16 protein-coding genes are annotated in these 23,983 nt (G+C 73.5%); 9 read left to right on the top strand and 7 right to left on the bottom strand.

All coding sequences use genetic code 11. The annotated features are described in order from the left end of the window. Positions 1 to 420 precede the first annotated feature (420 nt). Together DA085_RS08085 and DA085_RS08080 are read right to left on the bottom strand one after the other, a co-directional pair. A complete protein-coding gene (locus DA085_RS08085; protein WP_109472455.1) occupies positions 421 to 2,580 on the bottom strand; it encodes a glycosyltransferase family protein in 2,160 nt (719 codons plus the stop codon). After that, positions 2,577 to 4,694 carry an acyltransferase family protein gene (locus DA085_RS08080; protein ID WP_109472454.1) on the bottom strand — a complete coding sequence of 706 codons (2,118 nt, stop codon included), beginning with the start codon at positions 4,692 to 4,694 and terminating at the stop codon, positions 2,577 to 2,579. Before DA085_RS08080 ends, DA085_RS08085 begins: the two co-directional genes overlap by 4 nt. Positions 4,695 to 4,845: 151 nt before the next feature. Between DA085_RS08080 and DA085_RS08075 the strand changes: the two genes are divergently transcribed. After that, on the top strand, positions 4,846 to 8,055 hold the full coding sequence (locus DA085_RS08075; RefSeq protein WP_109472453.1) for a glycosyltransferase: 3,210 nt from the start codon (positions 4,846 to 4,848) through the stop codon (positions 8,053 to 8,055). Here the strand turns inward: DA085_RS08075 and DA085_RS08070 are convergent. After that, the gene (locus DA085_RS08070; protein ID WP_109472452.1) at positions 7,986 to 9,041 is read right to left on the bottom strand and encodes a hypothetical protein; all 1,056 of its coding nucleotides are present in this window, start codon (positions 9,039 to 9,041) and stop codon (positions 7,986 to 7,988) included. The two genes, DA085_RS08075 and DA085_RS08070, sit on opposite strands and share 70 nt — an antisense overlap. A gap of 68 nt (positions 9,042 to 9,109) precedes the next feature. Here DA085_RS08070 and DA085_RS08065 point away from each other — a divergent pair, with 68 nt between their 5' ends. The 7 genes from DA085_RS08065 to galE all read left to right on the top strand — a co-directional run bounded on the left by DA085_RS08065 (position 9,110) and on the right by galE (position 20,315). Continuing rightward, positions 9,110 to 10,513: a glycosyltransferase family A protein gene (locus DA085_RS08065; protein WP_109472451.1), complete on the top strand. Its 1,404-nt coding sequence runs from the start codon at positions 9,110 to 9,112 to the stop codon at positions 10,511 to 10,513. Beyond that, positions 10,510 to 10,935: a hydroxyphenylacetyl-CoA thioesterase PaaI gene (gene paaI, locus DA085_RS08060; RefSeq protein WP_237565381.1), complete on the top strand. Its 426-nt coding sequence runs from the start codon at positions 10,510 to 10,512 to the stop codon at positions 10,933 to 10,935. The genes DA085_RS08065 and paaI overlap by 4 nt, the downstream gene beginning before the upstream one ends. A gap of 170 nt (positions 10,936 to 11,105) precedes the next feature. Continuing rightward, complete coding sequence (locus tag DA085_RS21820; protein ID WP_109472450.1) at positions 11,106 to 14,597, top strand: FtsX-like permease family protein; 3,492 nt, start codon at positions 11,106 to 11,108, stop codon at positions 14,595 to 14,597. Then, positions 14,594 to 17,413, top strand: a complete 2,820-nt coding sequence (locus tag DA085_RS08050) for an FtsX-like permease family protein (protein WP_109472449.1) — start codon at positions 14,594 to 14,596, stop codon at positions 17,411 to 17,413. Before DA085_RS21820 ends, DA085_RS08050 begins: the two co-directional genes overlap by 4 nt. A 23-nt stretch (positions 17,414 to 17,436) precedes the next feature. Beyond that, on the top strand, positions 17,437 to 18,573 hold the full coding sequence (locus DA085_RS08045; RefSeq protein WP_202619152.1) for an ATP-binding cassette domain-containing protein: 1,137 nt from the start codon (positions 17,437 to 17,439) through the stop codon (positions 18,571 to 18,573). Then, positions 18,570 to 19,280: an ABC transporter ATP-binding protein gene (locus tag DA085_RS08040; RefSeq protein ID WP_109472448.1), complete on the top strand. Its 711-nt coding sequence runs from the start codon at positions 18,570 to 18,572 to the stop codon at positions 19,278 to 19,280. The genes DA085_RS08045 and DA085_RS08040 overlap by 4 nt, the downstream gene beginning before the upstream one ends. A gap of 12 nt (positions 19,281 to 19,292) precedes the next feature. Continuing rightward, positions 19,293 to 20,315, top strand: a complete 1,023-nt coding sequence (gene galE / locus DA085_RS08035; protein WP_109472447.1) for a UDP-glucose 4-epimerase GalE — start codon at positions 19,293 to 19,295, stop codon at positions 20,313 to 20,315. A gap of 45 nt (positions 20,316 to 20,360) precedes the next feature. Here galE and DA085_RS08030 read toward each other — a convergent pair whose 3' ends face one another. Genes DA085_RS08030 through DA085_RS08020 form a run of 4 tightly spaced genes read right to left on the bottom strand, consistent with a single transcriptional unit; the run spans position 20,361 to position 23,402 of the window. Then, on the bottom strand, positions 20,361 to 20,690 hold the full coding sequence (locus tag DA085_RS08030) for a metal-sensitive transcriptional regulator (RefSeq protein ID WP_109472446.1): 330 nt from the start codon (positions 20,688 to 20,690) through the stop codon (positions 20,361 to 20,363). Positions 20,691 to 20,724: 34 nt separating this feature from the next. Continuing rightward, the gene (locus DA085_RS08025; protein ID WP_109472445.1) at positions 20,725 to 22,998 is read right to left on the bottom strand and encodes a heavy metal translocating P-type ATPase; all 2,274 of its coding nucleotides are present in this window, start codon (positions 22,996 to 22,998) and stop codon (positions 20,725 to 20,727) included. A 39-nt stretch (positions 22,999 to 23,037) separates the two neighbouring features. Next, positions 23,038 to 23,193 (bottom strand): hypothetical protein, encoded by a 156-nt coding sequence (locus tag DA085_RS20910; RefSeq protein ID WP_154402135.1) that lies wholly within the window; start codon positions 23,191 to 23,193, stop codon positions 23,038 to 23,040. Beyond that, on the bottom strand, positions 23,193 to 23,402 hold the full coding sequence (locus DA085_RS08020) for a heavy-metal-associated domain-containing protein (protein ID WP_109472444.1): 210 nt from the start codon (positions 23,400 to 23,402) through the stop codon (positions 23,193 to 23,195). The genes DA085_RS20910 and DA085_RS08020 overlap by 1 nt, the downstream gene beginning before the upstream one ends. Positions 23,403 to 23,594: 192 nt before the next feature. Here DA085_RS08020 and DA085_RS08015 point away from each other — a divergent pair, with 192 nt between their 5' ends. Further along, entirely contained in the window at positions 23,595 to 23,981 is a 387-nt protein-coding gene (locus tag DA085_RS08015) for a BlaI/MecI/CopY family transcriptional regulator (protein WP_109472443.1), read from the top strand. The last annotated feature ends 2 nt before the right edge of the window (positions 23,982 to 23,983 follow it).

Genomic DNA, 23,983 nt, shown 5'->3' with positions numbered 1-23,983 from the left:
GCCATGCGACATCAACTGCAGAGCGCCCGCGCTACTACTCGCCCCGGTGCCGCCCCGCCGCGCCCGCGACGGGACCTGGCTGAGCGCTCGCCAAGGCGCCACACCCACCTGGCCCAACGCTCTGCAGAAGTCACGTCATGCGACACAAACTGCAGAGCGCCCGCGCTACCCGCCCCGGTGCCGCCCCGCCGCGCTGGTGCCGAGAGCCCACCTGGCCCAACGCTCTGCACAAGTCACGTCATGCGACACCAACTGCAGAGCGCCCGCGCTACCCGCCCCGGTGCCGCCCCGCCGCGCCCGCGACGGGACCCGGCTGAGCGCTCGCCCCAGGCGCCACACCCACCTGGCCCAACGCTCTGCAGAAGTCACGTCATGCGACATCAACTGCAGAGCGCCCGCGCTACTCGCGCCGGTGCCGCGCTACTCGCCCAGCACCACGCGGACGAGCGCGGTCGCCGTGGCCTCCGGGTCGAACCGCGCGGCAACCTGCGCCTGCGCGGCCGCGGCGGCGTCGGCCCGCTCGGCCTCCTCGCGGAGCGCCCAGATGCGCTCGACCGCCGCAGGGACGTCGGCCACGACCCACTCGGGCGGGTAGAGCCGTCGCGCACCGTCCCTGCGCGCGACGAACGGCCAGTCGCGCACGACCGGGACGGCCCCGCCGAGCACCCCCTCGACCAGCCCCTGGTGGAAGCTCTCGCGGATGCTGGAGCTCAGGACGAACCCGACCCGGGCGACCTCGCGGGCGACGTCGTCGGTCTGCGGCACGTGGTGGATGTGTGCGGCCACGTCGGGCTGCTCGATACGCCGGGCGAAGGCCGCGGCGTAGTCCTGACTCGTCACGACGCCGCCCGGCGAGAACCCGTCACCGACGAGCACGAGCCGCCAGTCCCCGCCGCGTGCCAGCAGCCCCGCCAGGACCTCCACCGCCCACAGGGGGTCCTTGACCCGCTTGGCCCAGCCGACGAGGACGAGCGCGTGCGGGTCCCGGGCCGGTGGGTCCGCGACGTCGGGGAGCCGGACGATGTTGGGCACGGTCTGTCCGGACGGGTGCGCTGCCGGCCCGACCGCGCCGTGGCGCAGCACGTCCTCGAGGATCTCGACCTGGTGGGGCGAGACCGCCACCAGCGCATCCACGCGGGACCAGTCGATCACGTGCGGCCACAGGGAGAAGGCGTCCATGCCGTGGGCCCGGACCACCAGCCTGGTCGACGCGGGCACCACCAGGCTCGCCCAGACGGCCCCCTTGTCGGCCCAGTCGGCGACGACGACATCGGCCTCGCGGACGGCTCTGAGCTGCGCGGGGTCCACGCCAAAGCCCCAGGACGCATCCGTGGGCGGCGGCTCCTCCGGCCCGGCGAGCCGCAGCCGCACGAGGTCGGGCTCGGTGCTGAGCCAGCGGAAGGCCGCGTGCGTGGCAATGAGATCCACCACCTGCACCTCCAGGTCCGGCCGGCGCCGCAGCTCGGCCACCAGCGGTCCTGCAAAGCGGGGATAGGCACCGGGCAGGACCACCACCCGCAGGGTCCCCGTCGGATCCTGCTCCTGGATCCCCTCGCTCCCCTGCTCCTGGATCCCCTCGCTCCCCTGCTCCTGGATCCCCTCGCTCTCCTGCTCCTGGCCCCCCTGCTCCACCTGCTGCTCGTCCCCCCGGCCGACCAGCTCCTGGCCCACCTCCGGCTGGTCCCTCTGGCCCACGTGTGACTCCCGCCGGGGCGCGGCCAGCGCGACCATCGCCGTCGAGCCCCGGAACGGCGCGAGGTAGACCTCCGGGTCATCGACGAGCGGGCTCCGCTCGGAGTCCGCGTGCAGGTCACGGTGCAGCAGCAGGCCCGCTCCGATCACGACGAGCTCGGCACAGAGGTCGAGGTCCCCGGTCGCCAGTGCGCGGTCGGCGCCCTCCAGCGCGGCCGCCCCAGCCTCCACCAGACCGGGAGCGGCGCGGCCGGTCAGGCTCGTGATGGCGTGGGCGGCCAGGGCGTGCAAACCGAGGGCCGGGTCGGGGTCCCAGGCGGGCAGTGCCACCTCGAGCAGGTCCCGCGCCGGCAGGTAGCGGTTCTGCCGGACCAGGCGGCGGCACACCGTGCGCAGCCGCGCGAGCCGCAGCGGCATCGGATCCGCCCCGAGTCGCGGGTCCGCACCGCTGGCGGGCAGGAGCAGGTCGCGCAGCGCGGTCACCAGCTCGGTGGGCTTGAGCCGCTCCCGCTCCGGCCGGGCAGCCATGAGGCGCAGCGGGCGGTCGACCGCGTCCCAGCGCTGGGCCTGGTGCAGCAGGGCCAGACCCTCCTCCCGCCCCACGACCTCGACCCCGATGGCCCGGCCGAGGTCCGCCCGGTCCGACCCGGCGAGGCCGACGGCGAGATGCACCTCCCCGGCAGCCGACCTGCCCGCCGCGCTGTCGGCATACGGGGCAGGTCCGGCCCCCCGCAACCTGGCGACGACGGCGCGCAGCCCGCGCGAACCACTCCGGTGCTCGCGCACGTCCACGGTGTCACCGGCGGCGGTGCGGCCCCCCAGCGCGGCCGCCAGCTCGGGGTCCGGCCCCGCGGGGCCGCACCACACGACCCAGGTGCGCCCGCTCATCCGTCACTCCGGTCGGGGACGTCGGCGAGCGCGATGTCACCGGCCGGGCGCTCGGTGAGCCCGAGCGCGCTCAGCTCGCGGTAGAGGAACGGGGTGAGAGCCCGGACGTAGGTGTCGGTGAGGTGACTGCCCTGCCGCCAGATGAGGATCCCGCCGACCGCGACCGGGCAGGTGCCCTCGAGCGGGCAGATCCAGCGGTTGAGGTTGATCGTGGTCAGGTCGAGATCGTCCGCGACGGCGCCGAGCAGCTCCGCGCCACCGGCCAGCTCCACCTCGGAGGAGCACTCCAGCAGGGCGGCGGGGCGCTCGGCGGCGCACGGGTAGAGACTGCCGGGCGGGTAGGGGTTGTCGGCGAGGACGACGACCCGCGCCCCGGTCTCCTGCAGGGCCTGGAGGGCGCTGCGCACCCCGGCCTCGAGCTCGGGGTCCCGGTTGGCGCCCATCGAGACCAGCACGAGGGCCGGTGGTCGCTCCTGCGCCGTGACGTGGTCGACGACGGTCCGGCCGAACGCGTTGCAGTCCTCTTCCTCCGCGCCGGCGACGGTGAAGGGGCAGGAGCTCTTGAGGTATGCCGTCAGTCGCCAGTTCTCCTGCTCCGCCACGGCGTCCACGGCGGAGAACCACTGCCCCGCCTTGGAGTCGCCGACCATCAGCACCTCCGTCGGGGAGTCCGGGTTGCCGTAGACGCAGTCGTAGCGGGGGCTCGGGTCGCCCTGGGCGATCTGGCACTCGTCGCCGTAGTACGGCGGGATGTCCTCCGGCGCCAGCTCGGGGTCCGGGCTCAGTGGTCCCTGACGGGTGAAGGCGTGCGCCGGGTCGTCCACGAGGCGCCACTCCTGCGCCGCGGGGTCCGCCACGAGCGCGGCGGGACCCGGTGCGTCGGTGCGGTCCTGCAGCTCCGGCCGGGTCGAGAGCACCGCGAGCGCCAGACCGCAGACCAGCGCCATGCCCGTGCCGCCGGCGACCAGGCTCGTCAGCGGACGTGCCGCCAGCCGCCGCTGGAACCGGACCGGGTCCTCGACCGCGTGCTTGGTCACCCAGGCCAGGAGCACCGCCAGCACACCCAGCCCGGCGCGGGCGGTCGCGCCCAGCTCCCCCCAGCGGGCCTCGGCCAGCACGATGAGCGGCCAGTGCCACAGGTAGAGCGCATAGGAGAGCCCGCCGAGCCACACCATCGGCCCCGTCGACAGCAGCCGGCCCCCGAGGGTGTCGCGGCCGGAGCACCCAGCCGCGATCACCGCGGCGGCACCCAGGACGGGGACGGCGGCCGCCCACCCGGGCCAGGCGGTCGCGGCGTCGACCCCGACCGCGGTGAACAGGACCGCGGCCAGGCCCACGAGCACCAGCAGCCCACTGGCCCACGGGCGGAGCCGCGTCAGGGCGGGGGCCGCGAAGGCCAGCAGGGCGCCGGCGGCGAGCTGCCACAGCCGGGTGAAGGTGCTGAGATAGGCCTGGCCCGGCGCGCTGGCCGTCAGGAGGACGGAGTAGACCAGCGAGGCGGCCGCGACGAGCGCGAGCAGCCCGAGCAGCGTGGGCCGCCACGCCAGCCGGGAGCGGGCCGCCAGCCCCAGACCCACCAGCACCAGCACCGGCCACAGCAGATAGAACTGCTCCTCGATGGACAGGCTCCAGTAGTGCTGCAGCGGCGAGACGCCCGCGTCCTCGGCGAGGTAGTCCACGGCCCGCGAGGAGAGCACCCAGTTGACGACGTAGAGCGTCGCGCCGATGCTGTCGTGCACCAGGTCGCGCAGCTGGCTGCCCGGGAGTGCCCACACGCCGCCGAGCAGCGTGGCCACCGTGACGAGCAGCGCCGCGGGCAGCAGCCGGCGCGCGCGGCGGGCGTAGAAGCGGCCGAGCCGGAGGGTGCCGCTCGCCTCCACCTCGCGCAGCATCAGGCCGGTGATCAGGAAGCCGGAGATGACGAAGAAGACGTCCACCCCGGCGAAACCACCCTCGGCACCGGGCACGCGCAGGTGGTAGAGCAGGACCATCAGCACCGCGACCGCCCGCAGACCCTCGATATCCCGCCGGAGCCGTCCCCCGCGGTCCCGGCGGCGCTTCGGCGTGGCGGTCGCGTCCCCTGTCGGCGCGCCGCGCGGTCGGCTGCTGATCATGTCGCAGCGAGGCTACCCGACCCGCACGGCGTGAGGGCGGCACACTGAGGGTCAGACAGTGAGTGGAACAACCTGGGAACCGCGGCCAGAACGCGCGGGTACCATCGCCCGCGGATCGTCCGGGGGACCGAGGACAGGGAAGGACACTCTTGTGGCGCTGAAGCAGTTCATGCGACGACTGCCACCCATCGCCTGGCGGGATGCCCGGCTGCGGGAGCTCAAGGCGCAGAACAAGCGGCTCCGGGAGAGCCGCGCCACCGTGACGCCACGGCGGCGGCCGACGGGCTGGCTGCCCCCGGAGCCACCGGCGCTGGCCGACCTGGTCCGGGAGAGCGGGCTGTTCGACGAGGCGTGGTACCTCAGCCAGGTCACCGACACGGTCGCGGACGCCCTCGAGCACTTCCTGCTCGAGGGGCAACAGGCCGGCCTCTCCCCCCACCCGGGCTTCCTCGCCCCGCACTACCTGGCCGGGCTGCCCCGGGGCGACCAGAAGAAGGCCGCGGTCCTCGCCGCCCCCTTCACCCACTACCTCACCGTCGGGGCCGCCGCCGGACGGTCACCACACCCCCTGTTCGACGCCGGCGCCTACCTCGAGGCGTACCCGCGCTCGGCCCGGGTGGCCGGCGGTCCGCTGGCCGACTTCCTCGCCAGAGGTCGCGCGCTGACCCCGGCCTCCGGAGCGTCCGGGGTCCCGTGGGACGAGCCGCGCGGTTTCCTCGAGGCCGCCCGCGCCGCGGCGGAGATCCTGCGCGAGACGCGCGGGTACACCCACATCGAGCGGGACACCCCCGACTTCGACCTCGAGCGCGAGGCGGCGGTCAAGGCGGACCTGCGCAGCCAACCACTCCCCGACGACCCGCCGCTGGTCAGCGTCGTCATCCCCACCAAGGACCGCGCCGACCTGCTCGGGGCCACCCTGGACTCGGTGCTGGCCCAGACCTACCCGCACTGGCAGCTCGTCGTCGTCGACGACGGCAGCCGCGACGGGACGCCCGCGCTGCTGGAGCGCTACGCCCGGGACGAGCGCATCGAGGTGGTCCGGCACGAGGAGGCCCGCGGCGTCGCGGCCGCCCGCAACGCGGGTCTCGCGCGGGCCCGCGGGACGTACGTCGCCTACCTCGACTCCGACAACACCTGGTTCCCCGACTTTCTCGAGCTGATGGTGCGGCACCTGGTCCGCAGCGGCGACCGTGCGGCATACGGAGTGACGGCCCTGGTCGAGGAGGGCGGCCAGGGGCGCCACCTCTACCGCGGCCTGCCGTTCGACCGGGAGCACCTGCGGGAGCGCAACTACATCGACTGCATCGTGCTGGTGCACGAACGGTCCCTGCTCGAGGCGACCGGCGGCTTCGACGAGACGCTCAAGCGCAACGTGGACTGGGACCTGTTCATCCGGCTGGCCGACGAGACCGACTTCACCCACGTGCCGGTCCTGGCCACGCAGTATGACGTGTGGTCCGAGCAGGGGGAACGGATCACCACCCTCGAACCGATGGCCTACCGGTTCGTCGTGCGTCAGCGCACGCTCGTCGACCTCGCGGCCCTGCGGGAGACCGCGGCCGACCGCGACCCCGGCCTGGTGAGTGCCGTGGTCGCCGTCGGCCCCACGGACTCGGCCGAGTCGGTCGTCACCGCGGTGCGCCAGCTGCTGGAGACCGCGACGGGGGGCCTCGAGGTGGCCGTCCTCGACGCCCGCACCTCCGAGGCGGAGTTCGTGCGGCTGCACGCCGAGCTCGGCCTGCTCGACGGGGTCAGCGTGCGACGACTGTCCCAGTCGCTGCCCCTCGAGCTGGTCCGCAACGTCGGTGTCGCGGAGACCCGCGGCGGGATCCTGACCTTCCTGCCGGCGACCGTGTGGGCCCAGCCGGGCTGGGACCAGCCGCTGCGGGACGGGCTGGAGCGGCACAGCGTCGTCCAGCCGCTCGTGCTCACCTCCGGTGGTGCGGTGTGGTCCGCGGGCCTCGACTTCCTGGACAACGGGTCCTGGTACCTGCCCTGGTCCGGCTTCTCCGGCGACGCTCCCGAGCTGGACGGCGAGCGCACCGTGGTCGCGGCGAGCGCAGCGGCCCTCGCCGTGCGGGCGGAGGACTTCCTGGCGGTCGACGGCTTCGACCCGTTGCTGCGCGACGACGTCTACGGCGGCGACCTGTCGCTGCGGGTCACCGACCACACCGGTGGCACCGCTGGGTGCGCGACCGGCAGCACGGTCGCCTGGCGGGTGGACCCTGCCGAGGTGCGCAGCGCCAGCGCCCTGGGGCGTGCGCGCGACAACCAGCGGCGGGACCGGGAGCGCTGGCGGCAGGTCGGCAGCCCCACCCTCGCGCCGGAGGCGGTGCTGCCCCACTACCGGCTGCTCGGCTTCGACCGCGCCCGCAACACGCAGGTCGCCCCCCAGCCGCTGCTGGTGCACGACCGCCCGGAACGGCCGCTGCGCTGGGCGATCAAGATCGGCCCGCCGACCGTCGAGCGCCGCACCAACTGGGGTGACTGGCACTTCGCGAGATCGTTGAAGGCCTCCCTGGAGCGTCTCGGCCACGAGGTCAGCATCGACTGCAAGGGCGAGTGGTACCGCCCCAGCAGCGTCCTGGACGACGTGGTCCTGCAGATGCGGGGCGTCTCCGTCTACGAGGTGAACCCGGGCCACACCAACGTGTCCTGGGTGATCAGCCACCCCGACCGGGTCACCGCCGGTGAGCTGTCCGACTACGACCTGGTGTTCGGCGCCTCCCCTCGCTGGTGCGGGGCGATGACCCAGCGGCTGGGGCGCCCGGTCCTGCCGATGCTGCAGTGCACCGACCACCACCGGTTCCACCCGGTGGAGCCGGACCGCCGCCGGGCCCACCAGGTGCTGGCCGTCGCCAACGCCCGGGGCCTGCGCCCGAGCGTGGCCGCCGCGCTCGACAGCGGGATCGTGCCCGCCGTCTACGGGCTGCGCTGGGAGGGGCTGCTGCCGGAGGGTGCCTGGCAGGCTCCGTACATCCCCAACGAGGAGCTGCCGGGCGTCTACTGCGCGGCCGGCGTCGTCCTCAACGACCACTGGGACGACATGCGCGACCTGGGCATCTTGTCCAACCGGCTGTTCGACCTCGCGGCCTGCGACGCGCGGGTGATCAGTGACTACCTCCCCGAGGTGGAGGAGGTGTTCGGTGACGTGGTCCTCACCTTCGGTGAGGGCACGGACCTGGCCGAGCTGGTGGCCGCTCAGCTGACCGAGTCACCCGAGCGGGCCGAGGCCCGGCGGGCGCTGGGCGCCCGCATCCGCACGGAGCACACCTTCGACGCGCGGGCGGCTCAGCTGTCCGAGGCCGTGACCGAGCTGCGGGCACGGACCGGGTCGCCGCTGCGGGGCAGCGCGAAGTAGGACGGGGCGACCGGCCCCGGGGCCGCCGCCGGGAAGCTGTCGTCCGCCCCGAGCCAGGCGAGGACCCGCGGCAGGCTCCGGTGCAGCCGCAGCGGGGCCGGCCCCGTCACTGCCGTCTCGTCCGGCTCACCGGCCGGGACCGCGTTGGCGCCGTGCACGGCATACCCCTGCTCCCCGGCCACCGGCTCGGTGGCGCCGTCAACGGCATACCAGAGTGACCCACCGGGCAGGCCGCTCCCCGCCGGGGCCTCCGTCGCGCCCGACCCGTCCTCGAGCCAGGCGCCGTGCCGCCACGGCAGGAACCGCGGGGGGCTCAGCGCCACCCGGGCACCGCTGTGGGCCAGGGCGTGCACCAGGTCGGCCAGGTGGTGCGGCCCGTAGCGCAGCCCCGGATCCATCCGGGTCACATAGACGGCGCCCGTGGCCCGCTCCTCGCGGAGGACCTCCTCCTCGTCCTCCGCGGAGACCGCGCGCCGGCGCACCGTCAGACCGGTCGTCTCCTGGGCGGCGAGGTCCTGCAGGAGGTATGCCGGGAGGTCACCGTCGGGGAGCAGGACCAGGACGGTGGGGGGCACCGGGGTGGGGGGCGGCCGGTAACCCGCGACCTGCCACGCCCGACGGCGCAGGGCCAGCGAGGCCAGCTCACGCTCGCCCGCGTCGCTGACACTGTCGGGACCGATCCGGTCCATGACCTCCAGGAGGGTGGGGTCCAGCCGCTCGCGGACCGGCCCCGGGAGGCCGTCCCCGGTCACCGGGACGCCGGCCAGCGCGAGCGCGACCACTGTCTCCAGGACGGGCCGGACCTGCCGCTCACCGGGCTCGCCGTCCGGTGTCACCCGGACGAACGGGGCCTCGCGGAGCGCGGCGACGTCGTCGGTCCCCCACAGGCGCCGGGGTGCGACCTGCTGGCCCTCGCGGGGTCCGCTGACGCGCGGCCGGAAGCCGCGCGGCGACAGGATGCTGCTGTTGAGGACGAGGAACTCCACCCCGCGATCCTGCCATCCCCGGCGGTTAGAGTTGCCACGGCCCGACCGACGAGACAGTGGAGAAGAGCATGCAGGAGACGACGGTCGAGGGTCAGCGCTGGACCAGTCTGCCGGTGCCCGCGCTCGGGGAGTGGACACCCACCGACAGCGTCTGCGTCGTCCTCCCGGCCCGCGACAACCAGACCGAGCTGGACCGCACCCTGGCTGCCCTCGTCCACCAGACCTACCCGGCCGACCTGCTCGAGGTCGTGGTGGTGGACGACTCCTCCGAGCCGCCGCTGGTCCTGCCCGACCTGGCGCCTGCGGGGACGCGTGTCGTGCGCCGGGACGAGGCCCAGTCACACGGGTCCGGCGCCGCGCGCCACGCCGGGGCCCTGGCGAGCGACTCGGACATCGTGCTCTTCCTCGACTCCGACATGCTCGCCGACCCCCGGCACGTCGAGGCGCACGCCCGGTGGCACCACGTGTGCGACCACGCGGTGGTGCTGGGTCACAAGTGGTTCGTTGCCGTGGACGACCTGACCCCGGAGTCGATCGCCGCGGCCGGTGCCTCAGGCACCGGGGTGGCCGCCCTCGTGGAGGGCCGCCGGCAGGGCACGCACGCGTGGCAGGAGGACCTGATCCGGGACCAGGACAACCTCACCCACGACGTCGACGACGCCTTCCTCGCGGTGGTGGGGGCGACGGTCTCCCTGCGGCGCGCCGCCTACGACCGCTGCGGCGGCTTCGCCTCCTTCGGGCTGCGGGGGATCGTCGACACCGAGTTCGGCTACCGCGCGTTCACCTCCGGCTGCGTCATCGTCCCGGAGGAGCAGGCCCGCTCGTGGCACCAGGGCTCGCGCAACTTCGCCAGCCGCGGTGGCGAGATCAAGAAGGAACGTCTCGGGCTCGCGGCCAACCACCTGCCGGTGCCGATGTTCCGCACGCAGAACACCGGCCGTCGCTGGAGCGTGCCGATGGTGCGGGCCGTCATCGACGTGACCGGCACCGACCTGACGCAGGAGTGGCAGGCCGAGCGGCTGCTCCTGACGGTCGACTCGGTCCTGGCCAGCGACGTGACCGACCTGGCCGTGACGGTCGTCGACGACGGCGGCCTGCCCAGCTGGTGGCACGACTACGTCGCGGCGGAGTCGCGGGTGGAGGTCACCGCCGACCGCCGGGACGTGGCGAGCGGCTTCCCCAGCCCGTTCACCGTGGTGGTCCCGCCCGGCGTCGTCCTCGGGCAGGGCAGTCTGTCCGCCGGCCTGGGACTGCTCTCCGAGGAGGTCCGGGTGGTGCGCACGCTGCCGGCGTGGGGCGGGGCGCAGGGCCTGGAGATCTGGCGGACCAGGACCCTGGAGCGGGCCCTCCGCGTGGGCCTGGACCGGGTGCCCGAGGACGTCCTCGGTGAGCACTGGGTGAGTGAGCGCGCCCTGCACGTGACCCGACCGCAGCCCCGGCTCACGCCGCAGGGCATGGTCACGACCTGGTGACGCCTGTGGGCGACCTCGAGCACGTGCGCGCCATGTGGGCCGACGACCGCGCCTCGGCCGGTCTGGGCATCGAGCTCGTCGACGTCACTCACGACGAGGGTCTCGGCCGGGCGACCGCACGGATGACCGTGACCGACGCCATGGTCAACGGGCACGCGCTGTGTCACGGAGGGTTCGTCTTCGCCCTCGCCGACTCGGCCTTTGCCCTGGCCTGCAACGCGGGCGGCACCCCGACCGTCGCCGCGGCGTGCGACATCACGTTCGTCGCCGCCGCCCGTCTCGGCGACGTGCTGGTGGCCACCGCACGGGAGCGCGCCACCTACGGGCGCAACGGCCTCACCGACGTCACCGTGACCCGTGAGGACGACGGCACCCTGGTCGCCGAGTTCCGTGGCCGCTCCCGGTCGCTCCCGCTCCGCTGACCTAGCCGCTGGACTCGTCGCGGGCGGTGAGCAGGAGCAGGCAACGCAGGGGATCACGAATTGGCAACGCTTGGGGAAATTGATTGCCACGCCCGCGTGTGCGTGCGATGGTCTCCCGAGGACCAGGGGTCGGTCCGGGAGTTCTGCACGGTCGCAGGAGAGGGGAACGGATGGGCGTGCTCGCCCTGGTGGTCAAGCGCGCCCGCGCCGGCCTCGGACTGCTGCTCACCATCCTCGTCCTCGCGGCCGGGACCACGGCCATCATCGCCGGCACACTGGGCTACTCCGAGGCGGCGGCCACGACCGCGGCGCGGCAGGCCCTGAGCGCTCCGGACCCGACCGAGGCCGGCATCCGGGTGCAGACCAGGCTCGCGGAGGACCCCGGCGCACAGGCCGCTGCCGCTGAACGGATCATCCGCGAGGAGTTCGCACCGACCGAGGTGCACGTGCAGCGCACGGTGGTCTCCGAGCCGCGAGCGGTCGCCGACCACGAGGGTCGGCTCATCGTGATGGCCGGCCCGGCCCTGTCCCCGCAGGACCCCGACTTCACCGACCGCATCGAGGTGGTCGAGGGCACCTGGCCCGAGCCCGGGGACAGCGCTCCCGTGCAGGGGGCCCTGCACGAGGGCGCCGCCGCCCAGTGGGAGGTCGGCGTGGGCGACCGGCTGGACGTCAGCGGCGCCACGGTCGAGATCACGGCGGTCTGGCGTCCGGTCGACGCGCGGGAGGCCTTCTGGTTCGGAGACCCGCTCATCGAGGCCGGCAGCTCCGACTCCGAGACCGGTCCGCTGGTCGTTCCAGAGGCAGCCACCACCAGCTTCGGTGACACCCCGTTCGTGCGGTTCACCGTCCAGCCCGACGCGGAGCGTGTCCTGCCCGCGGACATGCCCCGCCTCGCCGCGGTCGCCGGTGCCCTGGACAGCTCCCTGCGCACCCCTGAGGTCGAGGTCCGTGGCGTGACCGTCGAGGGTGACCTGGCGCCCACCGCCTCTGCCGCCTCCCGGAACCTGGCCACCGCCCGCGCACTCAACCTCGTGCCGGTCACCCTGCTGCTCCTGGTCAGCCTGATCGCGATCGTGCAGATCGCCCGGTTGCAGGCCGAGGCCCGGGCCGGCGAGGTGGAGCTGATGGTCGCGCGCGGCGCCTCGCGCGGTCAGCTCCTGACCTGGTCGGTCATCGAGTCCGTCGCCGTCGCCGTGCTCGCCGCCGCGCTCGGCACCCTGGCCGCGCTGGGAGTCATGCAGCTGGTGCCGGCCGGCGAGCTCCAGACCGGGATCGTGGTCCGCACGGGGATCGCAGCCGGTGTCGCCGTGCTGGCCGCCCTCGTGGTCGTCGCGGTGCTGCAGGTGCGCTCCCTCTCCGCGCGCACGGCCACCGACCGGTCGGGACGGACCCGGACCGTGGCGGCCCTGGGCACCATGGTCCTCACCCTCGGCGCGGCAGCCATCTCCTGGTGGCAGCTGAGCCGCTACGGGTCGCCGCTGGTCACCAACCCCGACGGCACGCTGCGCACCGACCTGGTCGCCGGTGCGGCCCCGGCTCTGCTGCTCGCGGCGGCCGCCCTGCTGGCCACGACGGTCCTGGGCCCGGTGGGCCGCCTCGTCGAGGCCAGCAGCCGCAGCTCCCGTGGGCTGCTCACCCACCTGGTCTCGGCCCAGGTCTCCCGCCGCATCGTGGTCTATGCCGTCCCGGTCGTCCTCACCGTCCTCGCGGTCGGTGCGACCACCGCGTCGGGGCTGTATGCCGGCACCTCCGCCCAGCTGCGCGAGGGCATCTCCGCCCTCGGTCGCGGCGCGGACCTCCGGGCGACCGTGGCCCCGGCACCCGTGTCCCAGACCATGCTGCCCGCCGTGCCCACCCTGGCCGGGACCGACGGCATCGACGCCAGCGCCCCCGTGTGGCTGTCCGACGGCCGCGTCGGCAGCACCATCGTGTCCTCCACCGTGCTGCCGATCGACCAGCTCGGTCACGCCGTCAGCGTGCCCGACGGGGTGCTCGACGTGCCCGAGGTGACCGCGGCCCTCCGCGGGCCGGCACAGCCCGAGGCCACGATCGCCCTGCCTGCGGGGGCAACCGGGCTGGAGCTCACGGTGGAGCTCACGGTCGCTCCGCCGGAGGACCTGCAGGCCGCGGTCGACCACACCTATGAGTTCACGAGGCAGCAGACCCTCGAGGGCGGGGGCGGCGACCCCTCCGACCCGGACTTCGTCGAGTTTGCCGACCAGCTCGCGGAGGACCAGGCGGCACTCGAGCTGCGGGAGTTCACCCAGGCCAAGGAGCTGACTGCCGTCCTGTGGTTCTGGGACGAGCCGAGCAGCACCCTGCTGCGGGTGGACACCCCCGCCATGCCGTTCGAGTTCGACGTCGGGCTGAGCGAACCCCCTGGCGTCCCCCAGGTGAGTGCCAGCCCCTCCACGACCCGCGTGACCGTGCCGGTGCCGGTGGCGGCCGCCCCCGGGCGGAGCCTCGTGGGCATCGACCTGGGCCTGCCCCAGACCGGCCGCTTCTACGACTACGAGGCAGCGGTCACCGGGCTGACCACGAGCGGCGACAGCGACAGCGGCACCAACCTGATGGCCGACGACGCCCTGGGCGCGTGGGTGACGCCGATCCCGGGCGAGTGGCCGGTCGAGCAGGACACGCCCTCGCCCACCACCGGCACCCTCGCGGGCGGTGGCCAGGACGGGCTGGTGCTGACCGGCACCACGGGGCGCGAGGACACCACCACCTTCCGCAACGAGGCCGTCGGGGTGGTGCAGCTGCGCGCGCCGGGACTGGAGACCGGGTCGGCACCTGCGCCCGGCGCCACGACCGCTGCTCCGGAGCAACCCACAGGTGGCACCACCGCCGACACCGACGGCGAGGAGCCCGACGACGCGGTCGCCGCCCCGGCCGGGCCCGGTGTCCCCGTCGCGATCACCCACTCGCTCGCCGCGACGGGCAACTTCGAGGTGGGGATGCCGATCACGGTGCAGGCCCTCGGGCGCAACATCCCGGCCGAGGTCGCGGCCATCGTGACCGCCGTGCCCGGCTCCACGGCCCCGCACAGTGTCCTCATCGACACCGCCGCCCTGAGCGGACACCTCTCGCGCACCGGCGAGACGCTGGGCGCGCCGACGCAGGTGTGGGCGTCGAGCAGCGACCCCGACGCGGCGCTGGAGCGGGTGCGCGAGCTCCCCGGCATCGCCTCCGCCTCCGGTCCCGGCGACGTGTCGGTGACGGACGCCGCCAGCGCCGTCCGGCTGGTCTTCTGGGTCGCCGCCGCGGGAGCGGTGCTCCTCGCGGTCACCGGCATCGGGGCGGTCGCGGCCAACCTGCTCCGGGTGCGCCGCGCCGAGGTCTCGGTCCTCCGCGCCCTGGGGATGACACCGGGAGGCCAGGCCCGGGCACGGACGGCCGAGCTGTTCTCGGTGGTGCTCGCCTCGATCGGCCTGGGGCTCCTGGCAGGTTGGCTCGTCGGCTGGCTGGTGGTGCCCGAGCTGGCCCGCAGCACCACCCTGGCCGGTCAGGCCGAGCTGCCGGCCCCGCTGGCCCTGGAGGTCCCGCTCTGGGCTGCGCTGCTCGGAGCCCTGCTCGCCACGCTCGTGCTGCTGCTCGCGGTGCTCTACGCGACGGTCCGCGGCCAGGCGCTCGACACCGAGTACCGGGAGGAGATCCGGTGAGCCGCCACTCGCAGACCCACGTGCCGGGCCGCGCCAGGGTCATCCTGAGACAGTTCCTGGCCGACCCCTGGCCCTCCCTCCTGCTGGCCCTGCTCGTGGCGCTCGTCGCCCTGGCCTCGACCCTGTGGCCCCGCTATATCCTCGACATGAACGGACGCCAGGTGCCCTACCGGGTCGAGGCGCTCTCGGCACAGCAGCGGGACCTCACGGCGTTCTGGTCCGCCACGATCGTGCCCGAGCCGAACCGTGCGTACACCAGCGCGGAGGACACCTGGGGCTCCCTCATCGAGGGCCTGGAGCGGAGCCGGCAGGCCCAGCCGGAGCCGCTGCGCTCGATGCTGCAGGAGGGGGACTTCTTCGTCGAGCTGGGCAAGAACGACACCCCACTCGTGCCGCCGGACGGCACCGAGTTCGCCCGGGTGCACATCCAGCAGCGCGTCGACCCCCAGCTGGAGGAGCACGTCGACCTGGTCTCCGGCACCTGGCCGGAGGTCGTCCTCAACGAGAGCCCGCAGCTGCCCGCCGACAGCATCGCCGACGGCACCGCCAGCGGCCCCGTGCAGGTGCTGCTGCTCGAGGAGGCCGCCACCCGGCTCAACCTCGAGGCGGGTGACGCGTTCGAGGACCTGCTGGTCACCGGCACGTTCACACCGAAGGACCCTGAGGCGCCCCGGTGGGCGCACATGCCCAACTCCATCTCGGTCGGTGAGATCTTCTCCGGCGACAGCGGCCTGCACGCCTACGTGACGGCATACCTGCCCCCGGCCAGTCCCGGCTCGACCGGACCCATCACCAACAACAACATGCACCTGTTCTATCCGCTGGACGGCAGCGCCGTTCCGGGCAACCAGGTGGACGTGGTCACCGCCCAGCTCATCCAGCTGAGCGCCACCCAGCAGGACCTGCGGGTCCCCGAGGGCCCCGAGGGGTGGGACACCACCTTCAACAGCCCCGACATCGAGCTGTCCCTCCCGCCGGTCCAGACGACCTTCGGCACCGAGATCCTGAGCACCTTCGAGGCACTCTCCCAGCAGCAACGGGCCACCGCCTCCATCCTGGCGGTGGTCGCGGCCGGGCCGATCGGGGTCGCCCTCGCCGTCTTCGCGCTGGCGTCACGCCTCATCGTCTCCCGCCGACAGCCGGCCCTGGCCCTGGCGACGGCACGCGGCGGGTCACCGGGGCAGGTGCGCGGGGTCATGGCCCTGGAGGGCCTGGCCATGGGTGTCCCCGCGGCGGTCATCGGGCACTACGCGGCCGGACTGGTCGACCTCCCTGCCAGCGGCTGGACCGAGTGGGTGCCGGTGGCCCTGATCGGACTGGCCCCTGCCGCGCTGCTCGCCCTGACGACGAGCACCGCCACCCGGAGCAGCCGACGGGACCTCCGCAGCAAGGGTGCCGGCCGGGTGCGCGTGCTCGTGGAGGTCGTCGTGCTGGCCCTGGCGGGGCTCGCTCTCTGGCGCCTGTTCGACCGTGGGCTCACGGGGGTCGCCGAGGTGCCGGCTGCCTCCGGCGAGGCGGCGGAGACCGTCTCTGCGGTCCAGGTCGACACGGGCGTCGACGTGCTGATGGCGGGGACACCGGTGCTGCTCGCACTGGCTGCCTGCGTGCTCACGCTGCGGCTGTACCCCGCTCCGGTGCACGCCCTGATGGCGGTGTTCCGCCGGCGTCCGGGGCTCACGAACTTCCTGGGTGCCGCCCGCGCCGTGCGCGACCCGGCCGGTGGGGTGGTCCCCGCCCTGGCCGTGATCCTCGGGGTGTCCGTGGCTGTGCTCTCCTCCGTCCTGGCCTCCACGATCAGCACCGGTGCGGAGTCGGCCGTCTGGCGGACAGCGGGGGCAGATGTGCGCCTGTCCGGGCCCTCCTGGACCGAGGAGGACCTGGCGACGGTGCGCGCGGTCGACGGTGTCAAGGAGGTCGCCGCGGTCCGGGCCGCGTCCCAGACCATGGACCTGTCCGGCGACGTCTCGGCACGTGGCCTCTCGGTCTACATCGTCGACAGCACCCTGCCGGAGGTATGGGCCGACACCCCACTGGACCCGCTGCCCGGAGCGCTCTTCGCGGACCCCTCGACCACGTCGGTGCTCACCGGGGGCGCGCTGGCCGGCGACTCCGGCACCGCCTCGCTCGAGGGCTTCGGGGCGGTCGAGGTGGTCGGCCACGTCGATGACCTCCCGGGGGTCCGCACCCGCGGCGAGTTCCTCGTGGTGGACCGCGCGGCCTGGGAGGCCGGTGGCGGCTCGGTGCCCTCCGGCGAGGTGGCGCTGGTGGCGGCGAGCAACCCCGGGCAGGTCGAGGAGCTGGTGACCGCCCTCAACGGGGCCATCCCCAACGCCCTGGCGGAGACCCCGCAGAAGGAGCTCGCGACCTTCCAGCAGGCCCCCGTCACCGGCACCATGCTCTGGTTCTTTGCGGCCGCCGTCCTGGCGACCACGGTGCTGACCGTGCTCGCCGTCCTGTTCGTGCAGCTCATGGGCGCCTCGGTCCGCACGTCGCTGTTCGCGGTCCTCCGCACGCTGGGCCTGAGCCAGCGGCAGGCCCGTGCCCTCACGGCCTGGGAGCTGGGACCGCTGGTGGCCATGGCGTTCGCCGTGGGCGCGGCCCTCGGCGTGATCGTGCCCTGGCTGCTGCTGCGGGCGATCGACCTGACCGGCCTGACCGGCGGCAGCACGCAGCCCGCCCTGGCGCTCGACTGGACGGTCCTGGGGCCGGTGGTCCTGGGCATCCTGGGGACGGTCGCCGTGGCGATCGCGGTCTCGGCAGCACTGTCCGGCCGGGCCGACCTGGTCAACCAGCTCCGCCGGGGCGAGGAGAGGTAGGCACCTGAGATGAAGGAGTCAGCATGACGACCACCCAGAACGCCACCCGGACCGCGCCGCGGAGCGCAGCGGCCCGCGACCACGGCGGTCCGGACATCCTGTGCGAGGACCTGGTCCGCATCTACTCGACCGAGGGGGTGGAGATCCAGGCGCTGCAGGGCCTCAACCTGCGCGTGGAACCGGGCGACGTGGTCGCCCTCGTGGGCGCCTCCGGCTCCGGGAAGTCCACGCTGCTCAACATCCTCTCGGGGCTGGACCGGCCGACCGGCGGCCGGGCCACTGTCGCGGGCGTCAACCTGGGGTCCATGTCGCGGGCGCAGCGCGTGCACTACCAGCGGCACACGGTCGGCTTCGTCTGGCAGCAGACCTCCCGCAACCTGATGCCGTTCCTCACCGCTGCCGAGAACGTCGCGCTCCCCCTGCTGATCAGCAACGCGCGCGAGAAGCGCGAGCGGGTCGGGGAGCTGCTCGAGCTGCTCGGCGTCTCCGACGTCAGCGGGCGCCGTCCCGCGGAGATGTCCGGCGGTCAGCAGCAGCGCGTGGCGATCGCGACGGCGGTCGCCAACAACCCGGCCGTGCTGCTCGCCGACGAGCCGACGGGTGAGCTGGACGACGCCATGTCCGCCGTCGTGCTGGACGCGATGCGGGAGGCCTCCGAGCAGCTCGGCGTCACCGTCCTCATCGTGACCCACGACCCGACCATCGCCGACCACGTCCGCCGCACCGTCCAGATCCGGGACGGCCGCACCTCGACCGAGGTGCTGCGGCACACCGAGGTCGACGAGCACGGCGTGGAGCACCTGGTCGCGCAGGAGTACACCGTGATCGACCGCGCCGGACGGATGCAGCTGCCCAGCGGCTACGTCACCGAGCTGGGGCTGCGCGACCGCGTCCGCCTGGAGCTGGAACCCGACCACGTGGGTGTCTGGCCGGACGCCGAGCGCAACCGCCCGGTCGAGCCCGAGCCGCACCACCAGGACGCACAGTCCGACCCCACACCCCCCGGCGAGCCGTCCGCCAACCCCGCACCCACCGACCGGGTCGAGGAGAAGCCGGCCCCTCGGCATACCGGCTCTGGCGGTGCCACCGCGATGGGGCACCGGCCACCGGCCGAGGACGACCCGGACGCCGCGTTCCGCCGACCGGAGGTGGACCGGTGAGCTACCTGATCAGGGCCGAGCAGGTCTCCCGCACCTTCGGCAGGGGCGCGGCGCAGGTGCACGCGCTCGTCGACGTGGACGTCGAGGTGCACCCCGGCGAGCTCACGGTCGTGCGAGGGCCGTCCGGCTCCGGCAAGACCACGCTGCTCAACATCCTCGGCGGCCTGGACCGGCCGACGACCGGCAGGGTCCTGCTCGGCGACGGACGCGTGCTCTCCGAGTTGCGGGAGAACGACGTGCTCTCCGTGCGCCGGGAGATGGTCGGGCACATCTTCCAGAGCTTCGGGCTCGTGCCGGTGCTGTCCGCGGCCGAGAACGTCGAGGTCGCGCTGCGGCTCAAGAACACCCCCGTCGCCGAGCGCTCCGAGCGGGTGGCCCGGGCGCTGGACCAGGTGTCGCTGGGCAAGCACGGCACGCAGCGCCCCTATGAGCTCTCCGGCGGTCAGCAGCAGCGGGTCGGCATCGCCCGCGCCCTGGTGGGCGACCCGCAGATCCTCATCGCGGACGAGCCCACCGGTCAGCTCGACTCCGACACCGCCGCCACGATCATGGACCTGCTCTCCGAGCTGACCCACGAGCGCGGCATCGCCGCCGTGGTGTCCACGCACGACCCGATCCTGATGGAGCGCGCGGACCGGCTCGTCGAGCTGCACGACGGCCATGTGGTCAACGGGAGCTCGACCTTGTCCGCGTCCTCACGCACCTGACAGGATCGGGTCATGAGACAGCAGGTCCTGGTCACCGGCGGCGCCGGCTTCATCGGCTCCCACACGATCGTCGAGCTCGCGACCAGCCACGACGTCGTCGTCGTGGACGACTTCAGCAATGCGGTGCCCGCGGCGGTCGACCGGGTGCGGGAGCTCACCCACCAGGACGACCTCGTCGTGCACGAGCTCGACCTGCGCGACCACGACGGCCTGCTCAAGGTGTTCGCCAACCACCACTTCGACGCGGTCATCCACTTCGCCGGCAAGAAGGCCGTCGGGGAGAGCGTCGAGCAACCGCTGGAGTACTACGACAACAACCTCGGCGGCACCATCTCCCTGGTCCGGGCGATGCAGGAGTATGCCGTGCACCGCCTCGTCTTCTCCTCCTCCGCCACCGTCTACGGCGGGGACGCGCCCGTCCCGATGACCGAGGACCTGCCGACGTCGGGGACCAACCCCTACGGCTGGACGAAGGTGATGATCGAGCAGATCCTGCGCGACGTGGCCGCCGCCGACCCGAGGTGGCGGATCGCGCTGCTGCGGTACTTCAACCCGGTCGGCGCGCACGCGTCCGGGCGGATCGGGGAGGACCCGGCCGGGATCCCCAACAACCTGATGCCGTTCATCGCGCAGGTCGCTGTGGGCCGGCGCGAGCGGCTCCAGGTGTTCGGTGACGACTACGACACCCCCGACGGCACCGGCGTCCGGGACTACATCCACGTGGTCGACCTCGCCCGCGGGCACCTGGCGGCGCTGGAGAGGCTGGCGGTCACCGACGAGCCGCTGTCGGTGTGGAACCTGGGGACGGGGCGCGGCACCAGCGTGCTGGAGCTGGTCGCCGCCTTCGAGCAGGCCTCCGGCAGGCCGGTGCCGTATGACGTGGTGGCCCGCCGTCCCGGCGACGTCGCCGCCTCGTATGCCGACCCCTCGCGGGCGCAGGCGGAGCTCGGCTGGCGTGCCGAGCACACCGTCGAGGACATGTGTGCCGACACCTGGCGCTGGCAGCAGGGCAACCCCCGCGGCTACAGCGGGTGACGGCCTCACCCCGTGCCTGGCACGGGGTGAGGCCGTGCGGACCTGCTAGGAGCGGACCAGCCGGGCGATGGCGTCCGAGGCCTCTCTGAGCTTGTCCTCCCCGGCCGGTCCGCCGGCCCGGGCGGCATCCACGACACAGTGCTTCAGGTGGTCGTCGAGCAGGCCGAGGGCCACCCCCTGCAGCGCGTTGGTGAGCGCGCTGACCTGGGTGAGGATGTCGATGCAGTACTGCTCCTCGTCGACCATCCGGTGGAGGCCGCGGGCCTGGCCCTCGATCCGCTTCAGCCGCGCCAGGTAGCGCGCCTTGTCGGTGATGTAGCCGTGACCCGTGTGCGGGTCGACGGTGGACTCCGGCGGGGTCGTCATGGTGGTCATGGTGTGCTCCTTGCTGGTGTGGTCTCGAGTGGTGTCAGCGGGTCACCGGGGCGTCGGCCCGGCTCCGGAAGGACCGCAGTCGCAGGCTGTTGCCGACGACGAAGACGCTCGAGAACGCCATCGCCGCACCGGCGAGCATGGGGTTGAGCAGGCCCAGGGCAGCCAGCGGGATCGCGGCCGTGTTGTAGGCGAAGGCCCAGAACAGGTTGGTCCTGATGGTGCCCAGGGTCCTGCGGGACAGGCGGATCGCGTCGGCGGCGCTGCGCAGGTCACCACGGACCAGGGTGAGGTCGGCGGCCTGGATAGCCACGTCCGTGCCGGTGCCCATGGCCAGGCCGAGGTCGGCCTGGGCGAGTGCGGCGGCGTCGTTGACCCCGTCGCCGACCATCGCGACGACCTTGCCCTGCGCCTGGAGCCCGGTGACGACCTCGACCTTGTCCTGGGGCAGGACCTCGGCGACGACCTGCTCGATGCCGACCTCGGCGGCGATCTGCTCGGCGACGGTCCTGTTGTCGCCGGTGAGCAGGATCGGGGTCAGGCCCAGGTCCTTGAGCTGGCGGATCGCCTGGGCGCTGGTGGGCTTGAGCGTGTCGGCCACGACCAGCACCCCGCGGGCCACCCCGTCCCAGCCCACAGCGACCGCGGTCTTGCCCTGCGCCTCGGCGTCGGCCTTGGCGACCGCCAGCTCCGGGGTGAGGTGCTGGGACCAGTCGGCCAGCAGCGACTCCCGGCCCACGAGGACCGCGTGGCCGTCGACGATGCCCTGGACGCCCTGGCCCTCGACATTCGTGAAGTCCTCGGGTGCCGGCAGGGTGCCGACCTCCTGGACCGCGCCCTTGGCGATGGCCTGGGCGATGGGGTGCTCGGAGGCGTCCTCCAGCGCGCCGGCCAGGCGCAGCAGCTCGGCCCGGTCCACGCCGGGGCCGGTGATGACGTCGGTGAGGGCCATCTTGCCGGTGGTCACGGTGCCGGTCTTGTCCAGCACCACGGTGTCCACCTTGCGGGTGGACTCCAGGACCTCCGGGCCCTTGATGAGGATGCCCAGCTGGGCGCCCCGCCCGGTGCCGACCAGGAGGGCGGTGGGGGTGGCCAGCCCCAGGGCGCAGGGGCAGGCGATGATCAGCACCGCGACCGCGGCGGTGAAGGCGGCGCTCAGCGGAAAGCCGGCACCGATCCACGCGCCCAGGGCGGCCACGGCGATCGCGATCGCGATCGGCACGAAGACCCCGGAGACCCGGTCGGCCAGGCGCTGGATCTCGGCCTTGCCGGACTGCGCCTCCTCGACCAGCCTGGCCATCTGGGCCAGCTGGGTGTCGGAGCCGACCCGGGTCGCCCGCACGACCAGTCGACCGCCCGCGTTGGTGGTGGCGCCGGTGACCGGATCACCCTCGGTGACCTCGACGGGCACCGACTCGCCGGTGAGCATGGAGGCGTCCACCGCCGAGCTGCCGGAGGTGATGACGCCGTCGGTGGCGATCTTCTCGCCGGGACGGACGACGAACTCGTCACCCACCGCCAGCTCGGCAGTCGGCACGCGGGTCTCGACACCGTCGCGGAGCACCGCCACGTCCTTGGCGCCCAGCTCCAGCAGCGCACGCAGCGCCGCCCCGGCCTGGCGCTTGGACCGCTTCTCGAAGTAGCGTCCGGCCAGGATGAACATCGTCACCCCGGCAGCGACCTCCAGGTAGATGTTGGCCGCACCGTCGGTGGGTGCGACGGTCAGCTCGAACGGGTGCGTCATCCCCGGGACCCCGGCCGTGCCGAGGAACAGCGCGTACAGCGACCAGAGGAACGCCGCCGACGTGCCGACCGAGATCAGCGTGTCCATGGTCGCCGCGCCGTGGCGCAGGTTGGTCCACGCCGCACGGTGGAACGGCCACGCCGCCCACACCACGACGGGTGCGGTCAGGGTCAGGGAGGCCCACTGCCAGTTGGTGAACTGCAGGGCCGGGACCATCGACATCGCGATGACCGGCACGGACAGCGCCACCGCGCCGATCAAGCGGTGCCGCAGCGCCGTCAGCTCCGGGTCCTCACCGTCCTGGTCCTCGTGCGTGGCCGACTCCTCGGCCCGGGGCAGGGCAGCGGTGTAGCCGGTCTTCTCGACCTCGGCGATCAGCGCCGCGACATCCGTCCCCTCGGGCACAGTGACCTGGGCCTTCTCGGTGGCATAGTTCACGGACGCGGTGACGCCGTCCAGCTTGTTGAGCTTCTTCTCGACCCGCATGGCGCACGAGGCGCAGGTCATCCCGCCGATCATGAGCTCGACGGACGAGCCCACCCCCTGCGGAGCCGGTGCTGCAGACATCATGAAACCTCTCTCTCGCGCATCGTGCGCGGGTCGTGATCAGTGGTCGGTGTCGACCTGCTCGGGACCCTCGACCTGCTGGGTCCAGGACTGCACGGTCTCCTCGGGGACGACGACGCTCGCCACGCCGGCGGAGGCCGCGAAGACCACCACCAGGCCTGCGCCGTACAGCCCGAGTCGGGCGGCGACGCTCATCAGACCCGCACCGCCTGGTAGCCGGCCTCGTCCACCGCTGCGAGGACCGCGGCATCCTCCACCGGCTGGCCGGCGGTCACGACGAGCCGCCCCGTCTCCGCACTGACCTCGATGCCCTGCACACCCGCGATCTGCTCGACCTCCTCGCGCACCGACATCTCGCAGTGTCCGCAGGTCATGCCCGTCACCTGGTACTCACGCGTCTCCATGGTCGTTCCTTCCGTCAACAGATACCCCCTCTAGGTATCTCCGTGGCAGCACCATATACCCATGAGGGGTATACATCCAACTGCACTTCGGGAGCGACGGCACGACCACCGTGCGACGACCTCGGTCCGGAGACCGACCGATGGCCACTACGCGGCGTAGGAGATCGTGCGTCGGCGACGTACCCTGGGAGCATGTGGCCGTTCGGAACGAGTCTTGGTGACCTGGAGCGCGCCGTCATGGATGTCCTCTGGGATGCTGACGGCCGGCTGAGTGTGCGTGACGTGCACGCCCGCCTCGGGGAGGACCGCGACCTGGCCTACACCACGGTGATGACCGTGCTCGACCGCCTGAGCAAGAAGAAGGTGGTCACCCGCACCCGTGACGGCCGGGCCTGGCAGTACGCCCCCGCGGCCTCGCGGGAGGAGATGACGGCCGCGACGATGCGGGGCAGCCTCGAGGCCCTGGACGCCGACGACCGGAAGGCTGCGATGCTGCACTTCCTGGGCGAGGCGTCCCCCAGCGAGATCGCCGACCTGCGGGCGGCCCTGGCCGAGGTCACCGAGCGGGACGCCGGCTGACC

This window comes from Ornithinimicrobium cavernae (assembly GCF_003121625.1).
GTDB classification, from domain to species: Bacteria; Actinomycetota; Actinomycetes; order Actinomycetales; family Dermatophilaceae; genus Ornithinicoccus; species Ornithinicoccus cavernae.
Note: the sequence above shows the minus strand (reverse complement) of the source record. Positions and strands in the feature narration are given on the sequence as shown.

Coding starts and splice junctions, on each gene's coding strand:
- DA085_RS08085 (WP_109472455.1), bottom strand. CDS start 2,580: ATGAGCGGGCGCACCTGGGTCGTGTGGTGCGGCCCCGCGGGGCCGGAC.
- DA085_RS08080 (WP_109472454.1), bottom strand. CDS start 4,694: ATGATCAGCAGCCGACCGCGCGGCGCGCCGACAGGGGACGCGACCGCC.
- DA085_RS08065 (WP_109472451.1), top strand. CDS start 9,110: ATGCAGGAGACGACGGTCGAGGGTCAGCGCTGGACCAGTCTGCCGGTG.
- DA085_RS21820 (WP_109472450.1), top strand. CDS start 11,106: ATGGGCGTGCTCGCCCTGGTGGTCAAGCGCGCCCGCGCCGGCCTCGGA.
- DA085_RS08045 (WP_202619152.1), top strand. CDS start 17,437: ATGACGACCACCCAGAACGCCACCCGGACCGCGCCGCGGAGCGCAGCG.
- galE (WP_109472447.1), top strand. CDS start 19,293: ATGAGACAGCAGGTCCTGGTCACCGGCGGCGCCGGCTTCATCGGCTCC.
- DA085_RS08030 (WP_109472446.1), bottom strand. CDS start 20,690: ATGACCACCATGACGACCCCGCCGGAGTCCACCGTCGACCCGCACACG.
- DA085_RS08025 (WP_109472445.1), bottom strand. CDS start 22,998: ATGTCTGCAGCACCGGCTCCGCAGGGGGTGGGCTCGTCCGTCGAGCTC.
- DA085_RS20910 (WP_154402135.1), bottom strand. CDS start 23,193: ATGAGCGTCGCCGCCCGACTCGGGCTGTACGGCGCAGGCCTGGTGGTG.
- DA085_RS08020 (WP_109472444.1), bottom strand. CDS start 23,402: ATGGAGACGCGTGAGTACCAGGTGACGGGCATGACCTGCGGACACTGC.
- DA085_RS08015 (WP_109472443.1), top strand. CDS start 23,595: ATGTGGCCGTTCGGAACGAGTCTTGGTGACCTGGAGCGCGCCGTCATG.